This window comes from Klebsiella planticola ATCC 33531, from assembly GCF_000735435.1.
GTDB lineage: Bacteria > Pseudomonadota > Gammaproteobacteria > Enterobacterales > Enterobacteriaceae > Klebsiella > Klebsiella planticola.
On record NZ_JMPP01000003.1, the window covers coordinates 54626 to 69904 of the forward strand.

Annotated in this window: 10 protein-coding genes; 8 read left to right on the top strand and 2 right to left on the bottom strand. The window is 58.9% G+C overall.

Annotated features, from left to right (window positions below; all coding sequences use genetic code 11):
* Nucleotides 1-302: 302 nt before the first annotated feature.
* From thiB to thiQ, 3 genes are read left to right on the top strand one after another with little or no spacing between them, the layout of a single operon-like run.
* A complete protein-coding gene (gene thiB, locus GRPL_RS24705) occupies nt 303-1286 on the top strand; it encodes a thiamine ABC transporter substrate binding subunit (RefSeq protein ID WP_032697251.1) in 984 nt (327 codons plus the stop codon).
* On the top strand, nt 1262-2872 hold the full coding sequence (gene thiP, locus GRPL_RS24700) for a thiamine/thiamine pyrophosphate ABC transporter permease ThiP (protein WP_032698170.1): 1611 nt from the start codon (nt 1262-1264) through the stop codon (nt 2870-2872). Before thiB ends, thiP begins: the two co-directional genes overlap by 25 nt.
* On the top strand, nt 2856-3557 hold the full coding sequence (gene thiQ / locus GRPL_RS24695; protein ID WP_032698171.1) for a thiamine ABC transporter ATP-binding protein ThiQ: 702 nt from the start codon (nt 2856-2858) through the stop codon (nt 3555-3557). Before thiP ends, thiQ begins: the two co-directional genes overlap by 17 nt.
* Here the strand turns inward: thiQ and GRPL_RS24690 are convergent.
* Nucleotides 3544-4308, bottom strand: coding sequence for a DedA family protein (locus GRPL_RS24690; protein ID WP_032689573.1), 765 nt, complete (start codon nt 4306-4308; stop codon nt 3544-3546). The two genes, thiQ and GRPL_RS24690, sit on opposite strands and share 14 nt — an antisense overlap.
* Before the next feature lie 128 nt (nt 4309-4436).
* Nucleotides 4437-5282 carry an arabinose operon transcriptional regulator AraC gene (gene araC / locus GRPL_RS24685; RefSeq protein ID WP_004857813.1) on the bottom strand — a complete coding sequence of 282 codons (846 nt, stop codon included), beginning with the start codon at nt 5280-5282 and terminating at the stop codon, nt 4437-4439.
* 337 nt (nt 5283-5619) lie between these two features.
* On the opposite strand from araC, the gene araB reads away from it, so the two are divergent.
* The 5 genes from araB (at nt 5620) to rapA (ending at nt 15271) form a co-directional block, all read left to right on the top strand.
* On the top strand, nt 5620-7329 hold the full coding sequence (araB, locus tag GRPL_RS24680; RefSeq protein WP_032698173.1) for a ribulokinase: 1710 nt from the start codon (nt 5620-5622) through the stop codon (nt 7327-7329).
* A gap of 10 nt (nt 7330-7339) precedes the next feature.
* Complete coding sequence (gene araA / locus GRPL_RS24675; protein ID WP_032697249.1) at nt 7340-8842, top strand: L-arabinose isomerase; 1503 nt, start codon at nt 7340-7342, stop codon at nt 8840-8842.
* Nucleotides 8843-8941: 99 nt separating this feature from the next.
* Complete coding sequence (araD, locus tag GRPL_RS24670; protein WP_032698174.1) at nt 8942-9637, top strand: L-ribulose-5-phosphate 4-epimerase; 696 nt, start codon at nt 8942-8944, stop codon at nt 9635-9637.
* Nucleotides 9638-9818: 181 nt separating this feature from the next.
* Nucleotides 9819-12176 (top strand): DNA polymerase II, encoded by a 2358-nt coding sequence (polB, locus tag GRPL_RS24665; RefSeq protein WP_032689503.1) that lies wholly within the window; start codon nt 9819-9821, stop codon nt 12174-12176.
* Nucleotides 12177-12364: 188 nt separating this feature from the next.
* A complete protein-coding gene (gene rapA / locus GRPL_RS24660) occupies nt 12365-15271 on the top strand; it encodes an RNA polymerase-associated protein RapA (protein WP_032698175.1) in 2907 nt (968 codons plus the stop codon).
* Nucleotides 15272-15279: the final 8 nt, after the last annotated feature.

Below are 15279 nucleotides of genomic sequence, written 5' to 3' on the forward strand. Positions count from 1 at the left end.
GCAGGCGCTGAAGCGCTTTCCGTCAGTTCACAAAATCATTACACTATCGCCGTTCTCAACGGGGTGCTGATATACGTACATAATCTCATTCGGGTTGCATCAAGACGGCAAGCAAGTGAATCCCCAGCAGCATAGAAAACTATGTGACTGGGGTGAACACGCGATGCTAACGCAGAGGCAGCGCGAAGGATGAAGTGTATAGGCTGAGAAAATACCCGTCGAACCTGATCCGGATAACGCCGGCGAAGGGATTTGAGGCCTACTCAAAATCCTTTGCCCCCCCTTTGTTTATGAGGTGCAAAGTGTTGAAAAAATTACTCCCGCTGCTGGCGCTGGTCGCCGCTCCCGCGTTTGCTAAACCTGTACTCACCGTCTACACCTATGACTCCTTTTCGGCAGACTGGGGCCCTGGACCGGTAGTGAAAAAAGCCTTTGAAGCCGACTGCAACTGTGAACTGAAGTTCGTGGCGCTGGAAGATGGCGTTTCGTTGCTTAATCGTCTGCGGATGGAAGGTAAGAATAGCAAAGCCGATGTGGTACTCGGCCTGGATAACAACCTGCTGGAAGCGGCTACGCAGAGCAAATTGTTCGCCAAAAGCCAGGTACCGGCCAGCGCGGTCACGGTCCCGGGCGGCTGGGATAACGACACTTTTGTGCCGTTTGATTACGGCTATTTCGCCTTTGTCTACGACAAAAACAAGCTGAAAAACCCGCCGAAAAGCCTGAAAGAGCTGGTGGAAAGCGATCAAAAATGGCGCGTGATCTACGAAGATCCCCGCACCAGCACCCCGGGTCTGGGGCTGCTGCTGTGGATGCAAAAAGTGTATGGCAAGCAGTCGCCGGAAGCCTGGCAAAAACTGGCGGCGAAAACCGTCACCGTCACCAAAGGCTGGAGCGAGGCCTACGGTCTGTTCCTTAAAGGGGAAAGCGACCTGGTTCTTAGCTACACCACATCGCCGGCCTACCACATCATTGAAGAGAAAAAAGACCAGTACGCGGCCGCCAGTTTCGCCGAAGGCCACTATCTGCAGGTTGAAGTCGCCGCGCGCACCGCCGCCAGCAAACAACCGGAGCTGGCGGAGAAATTCCTCAAGTTTATGGTATCTCCGGCGTTCCAGAATGCCATCCCGACCGGCAACTGGATGTATCCGGTCACCCAGGTTGCGCTACCCGCGGGCTTTGAGACATTACCGAAACCGCAAACCACGCTGGAATATACCCCGCAGCAGGTCGCCGCAGAACGTCAAAACTGGATTAATGCATGGCAACGCGCCGTCAGCCGCTAAATATCGGCTGGCTGGCGCCGGGTCTGACGGCCGCTGCGCTGCTGGTCGCCGTCGCACTGGCCGCATTCCTCGCGCTCTGGGGCAGTGCGCCGGAGGCGTCGTGGCGTTCGATTTTCAGCGACAGCTATCTGTGGCACGTTATCCGTTTCTCTTTCTGGCAGGCGTTTCTCTCCGCGCTCTTCTCCGTCGTACCGGCGATTTTTCTCGCCCGCGCCCTCTATCGTCGTCGCTTCCCGGGGCGTACGCTGCTGCTGCGCCTGTGCGCCATGACGCTGATTCTGCCGGTACTGGTGGCCGTCTTTGGTATTCTCAGCGTCTATGGCCGTCAGGGCTGGCTGGCGACACTGTTTAACGTCGTCGGCTGGCAGTGGGATTTCTCGCCGTATGGACTGCAAGGCATCCTGCTGGCGCACGTTTTTTTCAATATGCCGATGGCAACCCGGCTGCTGCTGCAGGCGCTGGAGAATATCCCCGGAGAGCAGCGCCAGATCGCCGCCCAGCTGGGCATGCGCGGCTACCACTTTTTCCGTCTGGTGGAGTGGCCCTGGCTACGGCGGCAAATTCCCCCGGTCGCGGCACTGATCTTTATGCTCTGCTTCGCCAGCTTTGCCACCGTGCTGTCGCTCGGCGGCGGCCCACGGGCCACAACGATTGAGCTGGCAATCTACCAGGCGCTGAACTTTGATTATGACCCGGCCCGTGCGGCGATGCTGGCGCTGATCCAGATGGTCTGCTGTCTTGGGCTGGTGCTTCTCGCCCAGCGCCTGAGCAAGGCCGTTGCTATCGGCACCACGCAAGTTCACGGCTGGCGCGATCCGGACGATCGCCTGCACAGTCGCCTGAGCGATACCGCGCTGATCGTTCTCACGCTACTGTTACTGCTGCCCCCGCTGCTGGCGGTCGTGGTCGACGGTCTGAATAACAACCTGCTCAGCGTCCTGGCGCAGCCCGCATTGTGGCAGGCATTCTGCACTTCGTTACGCATCGCGGTTTCCGCCGGTCTGCTCAGCGTCATGTTAACGATGATGCTGCTGTGGAGCAGCCGTGAATTGCGTCTTCGTAAGCGACCGCTGGCGGGCCAGACGCTGGAACTCAGCGGTATGCTGATCCTTGCAATGCCGGGAATCGTGCTGGCGACCGGCTTCTTTTTATTGCTCAATAACAGTATTGGACTGCCGGCATCCGCCGACGGGATTGTGATCTTCACCAATGCGCTGATGGCTATCCCCTATGCCCTGAAGGTGCTGGAAAACCCGATGCGCGATATTGCCGTCCGCTACGGTATGCTCTGTCACTCTCTGGGCATGAGCGGTTTTACCCGCTTGAGGGTTATCGAGCTGCGCGCATTAAAGCGTCCGCTGGCCCAGGCGCTGGCGTTTGCCTGCGTCCTGTCCATCGGCGATTTCGGCGCCGTGGCGCTGTTCGGTAACGAACAATTCCGTACGCTGCCGTTCTATCTGTACCAGCAAATTGGCTCTTATCGTAGCCAGGATGGCGCCGTCACTGCCCTGCTGCTGCTACTGCTGTGCTTTTTACTCTTTACCGTGATTGAGAGACTTCCGGGACGTGATGTTAAAACTGAATGATGTGACCTGGCTTTACCAGCATCTGCCGATGCGCTTCACGCTCTCCGTCCAGCAGGGTGAACGCCTCGCCGTGCTCGGCCCCAGCGGCGCGGGCAAAAGCACGCTGCTCAATCTGATCGCCGGCTTTCTCCCCCCGGTGAGCGGCACGATTCTGATTAACGACCAGCCTCATACCACTACGCCGCCGGCCCGGCGTCCGGTATCGATGCTGTTTCAGGAAAACAATCTCTTTCATCATCTTACCGTCCGCCAGAATATCGCTCTCGGGATGCATCCGGGGCTGAAGCTTAACCCGGTGCAGACCGCCAGCCTGCAGACGATAGCCGGACAAATGAGCATCGATTCACTGCTGGACAGATTACCGGGCGAGCTCTCCGGCGGACAGCGCCAACGCGTGGCGCTGGCGCGCTGTCTGGTCCGGGAACAGCCGGTCCTGCTGCTGGACGAGCCTTTTTCTGCACTCGACCCCGCACTGCGCCAGGAGATGCTGACGCTGGTGAGCGATGTCTGTCAGCGTCAGCATCTGACGCTGCTGATGGTGTCACATAGCGTGGAAGATGCCGCCCGCATCGCGCCGCGCTCGCTGGTGGTGGCCGACGGGCGGATAGCCTGGGACGGCGCGACCGAAACGTTGCTCAGCGGCAACAGCAGCGCCTCTCACCTGTTAGGTATTAGCGCGCGATAACCTTGTGCAGAATATCGAGATAGACAGGCATCAGAGGATGGCGAATCACCAGGGTTAGCGCTGCGCCGGCGAGAACCACCGTCACCGGCGTCAGCCACAGCAGACGCGAGCGAGGTAAGAGCCGCGTCAGGCGATCGCGCATTTTCGCGCTGCGCCACAAGCGCCAGCACAGCCAGCCCGCCAGCCAAACCAGCAGCGCGGCAGCCAACAGCAGCCACTTGAAGCTGCCGCTGTGCTCATTGGTGGGAATATCAATCGCCGCGCCGGCCAGAATACCCGGCAAGAAGTACAGCGGCGGCCACAGCAGGCAACCAATAATATTGGGCAGAATAAACTTCGCCAGCGGGAGATCGAGCATGCCGGCGACCATCGGCACCAGCGGCCGCGTCGGGCCAACAAAGCGGCCGATAAGAATCGTGATCATGCTGTGTTGATGCAACGCATGTTCCGTTTTATCCAACAGCGCCTTGTTTTTCTTCATAAAAGACCAGCGATGGAGCGGTTTTTTAAACCGCCAGCCGAGCCAGAAAGAGATCCAGTCGCCGAGTAAACACCCGATAATCCCCGCCAGCCACGCCTGCCAGAAATTGACGTCTCCGCTGCCAATCAGCGCCCCCAGCCCGGCCATCATCACCGTTCCCGGTAATATCAGCCCCACCAGCGCCAGTGATTCAAGGAAGGCGACCAGCATCACGGCTATCAGGGAATAGACCGTAGACTGGGTGATAAAATGTTCCAGCAATGCTTGCATAATGTGCCCGGTATCAAAACGAAGCACGGATTCTCCGGAGCCGTCGCGCCTTCGTCAAGTCATCAATTGTCTGGATAGTTTACTGGTTGTGACAATTATCCGGCGCAACATTTCATTTTCTTTACGTTTTATTCACACCCGGCACGGAATTCACTGGGGCTGGCCCCGGTGCATTTCTTAAACACCCGCGAAAAGTAGAGCTGGTCTTCAAACCCGACGTTGCGCCCTACCGTGGCGATGGGCATACGCGTGGTGCTGAGCAGCAGCTTCGCCTGGCTGATGCGCTGATCTTCCCGCCACCCCAGCACGCTGATCCCCAGCTGCTGGCGGAACAGATGAGACAGGCGCGAAGGCGACAGGCAGACATGCTGGGCGACGCTGGCGATATCGAAATGGCTATCCGCGAGGTGATCGCTGATGTACTGGCAGGCATCGCGCACGCGATTGTCCAGCGGCGGATGCAGAGACTCATTAATCGCCTCCATGCGCCTTAACAGCAGCTGCTCGAGCAAATTGATCGCCAGCAGCTCCGAATAGCGTCCGGCCCCCTGACCCGCCTCAACGATCTGGCCAAACAGCTCGCAAAAACGCGCCTGCCACTGCTCATCAGGACGGAAAAAGCCGGTCTGGGCGAATATCGTCGGCCAGTTCAGCCATTCATGCCAGTAGGCGCGCGGCCGGAAGTAGACCCACTGGTGATACCATTCACGGGCATCGGGATGGCGGCCATAGTGATGAATTTCACCCGGCGGAAAGAGCAAAATATCCCCCGGACGGCAGATAAACTGCTCATCGTGATTGTTAATCACCCCTTCACCGCGCACCGTCAGGTTCAGAATATATCCCTTCATCCCGAGCGGACGGTCAATAAAGAAATCCAGATAGCCATCGGCATCAATCGGCGTCAGCCCCGTCACCAGATGGGCATTAAACGAGTAGCCCGGCAGCAGCGGATCGTTTTGTGTTTCAGCCATAGGCTCAGCTCTCCTGGATATATTATGGAAACCAATTGTCCATATTCAACATTGTACTGCTAACGCGGGTTGCCGTACTGGGACGGCGGTTGAAATTTCGATCAAAACCCGCCTCGTCACAGCAAAAATCGATGATAGCGCACAATGAAAGCACTTTTATCGCATAACAGAAGTGTCTATAAATACGGCAGAAAAGTCCACATTGAATATTTGCACGGCGTCACACTTTGCGATGCAATAGCAAAATAGTCCATAAGATTAGCGAATACGGCCTGACGGTTTTTGGCGTGAATATCTACTGTTTCACCATGAATGGTTTTCTGCATGGAGTAACAGCATGGCAATTGCGATTGGCCTCGATTTTGGTAGTGATTCCGTACGCGCACTGGCAGTGGAATGCGCCACCGGCGAGGAGCTGGCCACCAGCGTAGAGTGGTATCCGCGCTGGCAGGAGGGGCTGTTTTGCGATGGCCCGAATAACCGGTTTCGCCACCATCCGCGCGACTACATTGAATCGATGGAAGCCGCGCTGAAAAGTGTGTTGGCATTGTTAAGCGCCGAACAGCGTGCCGGGGTCGTGGGTATCGGCGTCGATAGCACCGGCTCAACGCCGGCGCCGATCGATGCCGACGGCAACGTGCTGGCGCTGCGCGAAGAGTTTGCCGATAACCCCAACGCCATGTTCGTGCTGTGGAAGGACCACACGGCGGTCGAAGAGGCGGAAGCCATTACTCGCCTGTGCCATCAGCCGGGTAAAGAGGACTACTCCCGCTACATTGGCGGCATCTACTCCAGCGAGTGGTTCTGGGCCAAAATACTCCACGTCACCCGTCAGGACAGCGCCGTCGCCGAGGCAGCCGCTTCGTGGATTGAGCTGTGCGACTGGATTCCCGCCCTGCTTTCCGGCACCACCCGCCCGCAGGATATTCGTCGCGGCCGCTGCAGCGCCGGCCATAAATCACTGTGGCACGAAAGCTGGGGCGGACTGCCGCCGGCCAGCTTCTTCGATGAACTCGATCCGATTATCAACCGGTACCTGAGCTGGCCGCTGTTTAGCGACACCTGGACCGCCGATGTACCGGTCGGCACCCTCTGCGCCGAATGGGCGCAGCGCCTGGGCCTGCCGGAAACCGTCATTCTGTCCGGCGGCGCCTTCGACTGCCATATGGGCGCAGTCGGCGCCGGCGCGCAGCCTAACGCCCTGGTCAAAGTCATCGGCACCTCCACCTGCGACATTCTGATCGCCGATAAACAGAGCGTGGGCAATCGCACGGTCAAGGGGATCTGCGGCCAGGTCGATGGCAGCGTCGTCCCTGACTTTATTGGTATGGAGGCCGGACAATCCGCCTTTGGCGATATCTACGCCTGGTTTGGCCGTATTCTCGGCTGGCCGCTGGAACAGCTGGCACAGCAGCATCCGGAGCTGAAAACACAGATTGCTGCCCAGCAAAAACAGCTGCTGCCATCGCTGACCGAAGCCTGGGCCAAAAACCCGTCGCTGGAACATCTGCCGGTGGTTCTGGACTGGTTTAACGGCCGTCGCACCCCCAATGCCAACCAGCGCCTGAAAGGGGTCATTACCGATCTGAATCTCGCCACCGATGCGCCGGCGCTCTTTGGCGGTCTGGTGGCGGCCACCGCCTTCGGCGCACGCGCCATTATGGAGTGCTTCACCGAACAGGGTATCCCGGTTAACAACGTGATGGCGCTGGGCGGTATTGCGCGGAAAAACCCGGTCATTATGCAGGCCTGCTGTGACGTGCTGAACCGGCCGCTGCAAATCGTCGCCTCCGATCAGTGCTGCGCGCTCGGCGCGGCTATCTTCGCTGCCGTCGCCGCAGGCGTACACCAGGATATCCCGACCGCCCAGCACAGCATGGCAAGCGAGGTCGAAAGCACCCTGCAGCCGCGTCCTGCCCAGGCTCAACGCTTTGAACAACTTTATCAGCGCTACCAGCAGTGGTCGGTCAGCGCCGAGCAACAGTATCTCCCTTCGGCTGCGAAGGCGGACAAAGCCCCGCTTTCTCAGGCAGCTCTCACCCATTAAGGACACCAAAATGACGATTTTTGATAACTACGAAGTATGGTTCGTGATTGGCAGCCAGCATTTGTATGGCCCGGAAACGCTGCGTCAGGTCACGAAGCATGCCGAGCATGTGGTGAACAGCCTGAATGCGGAAGCAAAGCTGCCGTGCAAGCTGGTGTTAAAGCCGCTGGGCACCACGCCGGATGAGATTACCCATATCTGCCGCGACGCTAACTATGATGATAAATGTGCCGGCATGATGGTGTGGCTGCATACCTTCTCTCCGGCCAAAATGTGGATTAACGGCCTGACTATCCTCAATAAGCCGCTGCTACAGTTCCACACGCAATACAACGCGTCGCTGCCGTGGGACAGTATCGATATGGACTTTATGAACCTGAACCAGACCGCGCACGGCGGCCGCGAGTTCGGCTTCATCGGCGCGCGCATGCGCCAGCAGCACAGCGTAGTCACCGGCCACTGGCAGGACCAGAGCGCCCATCAGCGCATCGGCTCCTGGATGCGCCAGGCGGTTTCTAAGCAGGATACCCGTCATCTGAAAGTCTGCCGCTTCGGCGACAACATGCGTGAAGTCGCGGTCACCGATGGCGATAAAGTTGCCGCCCAGATCAAATTCGGTTTTTCGGTCAATACCTGGGCGGTGGGCGATCTGGTTCAGGTGGTCAACAGCATCAGCGAGGGGGAGATCAGCGCGCTGGTTGATGAGTATGAAAGCAGCTATCGCCTGACCCCGGCGGCGCAAATCCACGGTGATAAGCGGCAGAATGTGCTCGATGCCGCGCGCATTGAGCTGGGGATGAAACGCTTCCTTGAACAGGGCGGTTTCCATGCTTTCACCACCACCTTTGAAGATTTGCACGGCCTGAAGCAGCTCCCGGGCCTCGCCGTACAGCGTCTGATGCAGCAGGGCTATGGCTTTGCCGGCGAAGGCGACTGGAAAACCGCCGCCCTGCTTCGCATCATGAAGGTGATGTCAACCGGTCTGCAGGGCGGCACCTCCTTTATGGAGGACTACACCTACCACTTCGATAACGGCAACGATCTGGTGCTGGGCTCGCATATGCTGGAAGTGTGCCCGACTATCGCCACGGCAGACAAACCGATCCTCGACGTTCAGCCGCTGGGCATCGGCGGTAAAGCCGATCCGGCGCGCCTGATCTTCAATACGCAGACCGGCCCGGCCCTCGTCGCCAGCCTGATCGATCTTGGCGATCGTTTCCGCCTGCTGGTTAACACCGTAGAAACGGTACCGACGCCGCACGATCTGCCGAAGCTGCCGGTTGCCAACGCGCTGTGGAAAGCCCAGCCGGATCTGCGCACCGCGTCTGAAGCCTGGATCATCGCCGGTGGCGCGCATCACACCGTCTTTAGCCACGCGCTGACGCTCGATGATATGCGTCAGTTTGCCGAGCTACAGGATATCGAACTGGCGGTAATCGATAACGAAACCCGTCTGCCGTCCTTTAAAGACGCGCTGCGCTGGAACGAAGTTTATTACGCTGCAAAACGTTAACCACGGCAGCTAATTGCCCGGCGGCACTTCGTTTGCCGGGCCTACAAACTGCGGTTTGGTAGGCCGGGTCAGGGAAGCGCCATCGGCAAGGAGAACGCAATGCTCGAAGCCTTAAAGCAGCAGGTGCTTGACGCTAACCTGGCCCTGCCGAAACACAATCTCGTTACCCTCACCTGGGGCAACGTTAGCGCCGTCGATCGCGAGCACGGCGTGCTGGTGATTAAGCCATCGGGCGTCGACTACAGCGCGATGGGCGCCGACGATATGGTGGTGGTGAGTCTTGAAAGCGGCGAAGTGGTCGAAGGGAAAAAGAAACCCTCTTCAGATACACCGACCCATCGCCTGCTCTACCAGGCCTTCCCGTCATTGGGCGGGATTGTCCATACCCATTCGCGCCACGCCACCATCTGGGCGCAGGCCGGGCAAGCGATTCCGGCGACCGGTACCACCCATGCTGATTATTTCTATGGCCCGGTGCCCTGCACCCGCCTGATGACCGATGAGGAAATCAACGGCGAATATGAGTGGGAAACCGGGCGCGTTATCGTCGAAACGTTCCGCGAACAGGGCATTGATCCGGCGCAGATGCCCGGCGTGCTGGTGCATTCGCACGGCCCCTTCGCCTGGGGGAAAAACGCCGAAGATGCGGTACATAACGCTATCGTGCTGGAAGAGATCGCCTATATGGGGATTTTCTGCCGCCAGCTGGCGCCGCAGCTGCCCGCGATGCAGCAAACGCTGCTGGACAAGCACTACCTGCGCAAACACGGGGCCAAAGCCTACTACGGCCAGTAAGCCTCGCCTCGCCGGTCGCGCTGCGCTTACCGGGGTAACCTCATTCTACCCCGTAGCCCGGATAAGGCGTCCCGCGCCGCCATCCGGGATTTCCCCGGTCGCGCCATACCTGTATAAAACCCCAGCATTATCAGTTGAACCAGGCTATAATCAGGCCTGGTTTATTTGATGAGAGCACGGCGTGACCCAGCCACGAGAAGGTTTCTTACTGACCCGTCACTGGCGGGATACCCCGCAGGGCACCGAACTGTCCTTCTGGCTGGCGACAGACGACGGCCCGCTTCAGATCACCCTCCCGCCGCAGGAGTCGGTGGCGTTTATTCCCGAGGCGCAACGCGCCCAGGCAGAACGCCTGCTACAGGGCGAAAACGGCCAACGCCTTGCCCCGCTCAGCTTAAAAGACTTCCACCGTCAGCCGGTTTTTGGCCTCTATTGCCGCGCGCATCGTCAGCTGATGCGTCTGGAAAAGAAGCTGCGTGAAAACGGCATCACCGTCTATGAAGCCGATATCCGCCCGCCGGAACGCTACCTGATGGAGCGCTTTATTACCGCTCCGGTTTGGGTCGAAGGCGACGCGCGCGGGGCGCAGTTGGTCAACGCCCGCATGAAGCCCAACCCGCACTACCGGCCGCCGCTGAAGTGGGTGTCGCTGGATATTGAAACCAGCCGCCACGGCGAGCTGTACTGTATCGGGCTGGAAGGCTGCGGGCAACGGGTGGTCTACATGCTCGGGCCGGAACCGGCGACCTCTCCCGCCGTCGATTTCCAGCTGGAGTACGTCTCCAGCCGCCCGCAGCTGCTGGAAAAACTCAACGCCTGGTTTGCCGAACACGACCCGGATGTCCTGATCGGCTGGAACGTTATCCAGTTCGACCTGCGGGTCCTGCAAAAGCATGCCGAACGCTATCGCATTCCGCTGATGCTCGGCCGTGGGAATACGGAACTGGAGTGGCGCGAACACGGCTTTAAGCAGGGCGTCTTCTTTGCCCAGGCCAACGGCCGGCTGATTATTGACGGTATCGAAGCATTGAAATCGGCCTTCTGGAACTTCTCCTCTTTTTCCCTTGAGGCGGTAGCGCGTGAGCTGCTCGGCGAGGGGAAAGCGATAGATAATCCCTGGGATCGAATGGACGAAATCGACCGCCGCTTCAACGAAGATAAACCGGCGCTGGCGACCTATAATCTGCAGGACTGCGAGCTGGTCACGCGTATCTTCCATAAAACGGAGATCATGCCGTTTCTGCTCGAGCGGGCCACGGTCAACGGCCTGCCCGCCGACCGCCACGGTGGTTCCGTTGCCGCCTTCAGCCATCTCTATTTTCCACGCATGCACCGGCTGGGTTACGTCGCCCCTAACCTGGGCGAAGTGCCGCCGCAGGCCAGTCCCGGCGGTTACGTTATGGACTCGCGCCCCGGTCTCTATGATTCGGTGCTGGTTCTGGATTATAAAAGCCTCTACCCTTCGATTATCCGCACCTTTTTGATCGACCCGGTCGGGCTTATCGAAGGGATGGCGCAGCCGGACAATGCGCACAGCACCGAGGGTTTTCTCGGCGCCCGTTTCTCGCGGCAGAGCCATTGTCTGCCGGGGATTGTCGGGCAAATCTGGCACGGCCGCGATGATGCCAAACGGCACCAGAATAAACCCCTTTCTCAGGCGCTGAAGATCATTATGAACGCCTTCTATGGCGTGCTCGGCACCAGCGCCTGTCGTTTTTTCGATCCCCGTCTGGCCTCTTCTATCACCATGCGCGGGCATGCGATTATGCGCCAGACCAAAGCGCTGATTGAGTCGCAGGGCTATGACGTTATCTACGGCGATACCGACTCCACCTTCGTCTGGCTTAAACGTCCTCATCGCGAAGAAGAGGCGACGCAAATCGGCCGCTCGCTGGTCGCTTTCGTCAACGACTGGTGGGCCGCTGAGCTGAGTAAAGACCAGCTCACCAGCACTCTCGAGCTGGAGTTTGAAACCCACTTCAGCCGCTTTTTAATGCCGACCATTCGCGGCGCCGATACCGGCAGTAAGAAACGCTACGCCGGAATGATTCAGGAGGGAGAGGCGCAGCGAATGGTCTTCAAAGGACTGGAGACGGTGCGCACCGACTGGACGCCGCTGGCCCAACAGTTCCAGCAGGAGCTGTATCTGCGCATTTTCCGCCACCAGCCCTATCGCGACTATATTCTGGAAACCATTGCTAAGCTGATGAGCGGTGAGCTCGACGATCGTTTGATCTACCGTAAGCGCCTGCGCCGCCCGCTGGCCGAATACCAGCGCAACGTGCCGCCGCATGTCCGCGCCGCACGGCTGGCCGATGAGCAAAACGTCAGGCTGGGCAGGCCGCAGCAGTACCAGCAGCGCGGCAGCATTCAGTATGTCTGGACCACCAGCGGCCCGGAGCCGGTGGATTATCAGCTGTCGCCGCTCGATTATGAGCACTATTTGTCAAAGCAACTTCAGCCGGTCGCGGAAGGAATACTTCCCTTTGTCGACGATGATTTTGCTACAATAGTAACAGGGCAACTGGGGCTATTTTGATTTCCTCGCCATTTCAATTTCCAGCCACCATATCTGCAAATTGAAGGGCGACGAGGACGTGACGAACGCGCTGCCATCCAGTAATATAGCGCCCTTTCCATTCCTGGACCCAATCTTGATCTCTCTCTGGCTTGCCTGGAGAAGATTAACTATTGCCTGCAATTTAAGAACACAAGAGCTGAACATATATGCCTTTTACACTTGGTCAACGCTGGATTAGCGACACAGAGAGCGAACTGGGATTAGGGACGGTAGTTGCGCTGGATGCGCGCATGGTGACCTTGCTTTTCCCCGCCATCGGCGAAAACCGTCTGTACGCGCGCAATGATTCCCCGATCACCCGCGTGATGTTTAACCCGGGTGATACCATCACCAGCCATGAAGGCTGGCAGCTCCAGGTTGACGAAGTTAATGAAGAAAACGGCCTGCTGGCCTACACCGGTACCCGTCTCGATACCGAAGAAACCAACGTCACGCTGCGCGAAGTGCTGCTCGACAGCAAACTGGTGTTCAGCAAACCGCAGGACCGCCTGTTCGCCGGTCAGATCGACAGGATGGACCGTTTTGCGCTGCGCTACCGCGCCCGCAAATACCAGAGCGAGCAGTATCGGATGCCGTGGAGCGGCCTGCGCGGACAGCGCACCAGCCTGATTCCCCACCAGCTGCATATCGCCCATGATGTCGGCCGTCGCCACGCGCCGCGCGTCCTGCTGGCCGATGAAGTCGGTCTGGGTAAAACCATCGAAGCCGGGATGATTCTGCATCAGCAGCTGCTTGCCGGCGCCGCCGAACGCGTGCTGATCATCGTCCCGGAAACCCTGCAGCATCAGTGGCTGGTCGAGATGCTGCGCCGCTTCAACCTGCGTTTCTCGCTGTTTGACGATGAGCGTTATGCCGAAGCCCAGCACGATGCCTATAACCCGTTCGAGACCGAACAGCTGGTGATCTGCTCGCTGGATTTCGTGCGCCGCAGCAAGCAGCGCCTGGAACACCTGTGCGATGCCGAATGGGACCTGATGATCGTCGATGAAGCGCACCACCTGGTGTGGAGCGAAGAGGCGCCGAGCCGCGAATATCAGGCAATCGAGCAGCTGGCCGAACGTGTGCCGGGCGTGCTGCTGCTGACCGCGACGCCGGAACAGCTGGGTATGGAAAGCCACTTCGCCCGTCTGCGCCTGCTGGATCCCAACCGCTTCCACGATTTCGAGCAGTTCGTTGAAGAACAACAGAATTACCGCCCGGTGGCCGATGCCGTCGCCCTGCTGCTGGCTGGCAACAAGCTGAGCGATACCGAGCTGAACACCCTCGGCGATCTGATCGGCGAGCAGGATATCGAACCGCTGCTGCAGGCCGCTAACAGCGATCGCGACGACGCCCAGGCCGCTCGCCAGGAGCTGGTCTCGATGCTGATGGATCGCCACGGCACCAGCCGCGTGCTGTTCCGTAATACCCGTAACGGCGTCAAAGGCTTCCCGAAACGCGAGCTGCACACTATTCGTCTGCCGCTGCCCACCCAGTATCAGACGGCGATTAAAGTCTCCGGCATTATGGGGGCGCGTAAAACCGCGGAAGAGCGCGCGCGCGACATGCTCTACCCGGAGCAGATTTATCAGGAATTTGAAGGTGATACCGGTACATGGTGGAACTTCGACCCGCGCGTTGAGTGGCTGATGGGCTATCTCACCAGCCACCGCTCGCAGAAAGTGCTGGTGATCTGTGCGAAAGCGGCCACCGCCCTTCAGCTGGAGCAGGTTCTGCGCGAGCGCGAAGGGATCCGCGCAGCGGTCTTCCATGAAGGTATGTCCATCATTGAGCGCGACCGTGCCGCCGCATGGTTCGCCGAAGAAGATACCGGCGCCCAGGTGCTGCTGTGTTCTGAAATTGGCTCCGAAGGCCGTAACTTCCAGTTTGCCAGCAACCTGGTGATGTTCGATCTGCCGTTCAACCCGGATCTGCTGGAGCAGCGTATTGGCCGTCTCGACCGTATCGGTCAGGCGCACGATATTCAGATCCACGTTCCGTATCTGGAAAGAACCGCGCAGTCCGTACTGGTTCGCTGGTACCACGAAGGGCTTGATGCGTTTGAACATACCTGCCCGACCGGTCGCACCGTGTACGACAGCGTGCACAACGAACTGATTAATTATCTTGCCGCACCGGAAACCAGCGAAGGCTTCGATGAGCTGATCAAAGCCTGCCGCCAGCAGCACGATGCGCTGAAAGCACAGCTGGAACAGGGGCGCGATCGCCTGCTGGAGATTCACTCCAACGGCGGCGAACAGGCGCAGAAGCTGGCCGAAAGCATTGAAGAGCAGGATGACGATACCAACCTGATCGCCTTTGCCATGAACCTGTTTGATATTGTCGGCATCAACCAGGACGATCGCGGCGAAAACCTGATCGTGCTGACGCCATCCGACCATATGCTGGTTCCGGACTTCCCGGGTCTGCCGGAAGACGGCTGCACCATCACCTTTGAACGTGATGTCGCGCTGTCCCGCGAAGATGCGCAGTTCGTCACCTGGGAGCACCCGCTGATTATCAACGGTCTGGACCTGATCCTTTCCGGCGATACCGGCAGCAGCACTATCTCACTGCTGAAGAACAAAGCGCTGCCGGTCGGTACACTGCTGCTGGAGCTGATTTACGTGGTGGAAGCTCAGGCGCCGAAGCAGCTGCAGCTTAACCGCTTCCTGCCGGCGACGCCGGTGCGCATGCTACTGGATAAAAACGGCAATAACCTCGCCAGTCAGGTGGAGTTTGAAAGCTTCAACCGCCAGCTGAGCGCCGTCAACCGCCATACCGGCAGCAAACTGGTCAACGCGGTGCAACAGGACGTGCATGCGATCCTCCAGCTCGGCGAGGCGCAGGTTGCCAAAGCCGCGCAGGCGCTGATCGACGCGGCCCGCGATGAAGCCAACGACAAGCTGTCGGCGGAACTCTCTCGTCTGGAAGCATTAAAAGCGGTTAACCCGAACATCCGCGACGATGAACTTGCTGCGATTGAGAGCAACCGTCAGCAGGTGATGGACGCGCTGGCGCAGGCGGGCTGGCGTCTCGATGCGCTGCGCTTAATCGTGGTCACCCACCAGTAACGGAACGC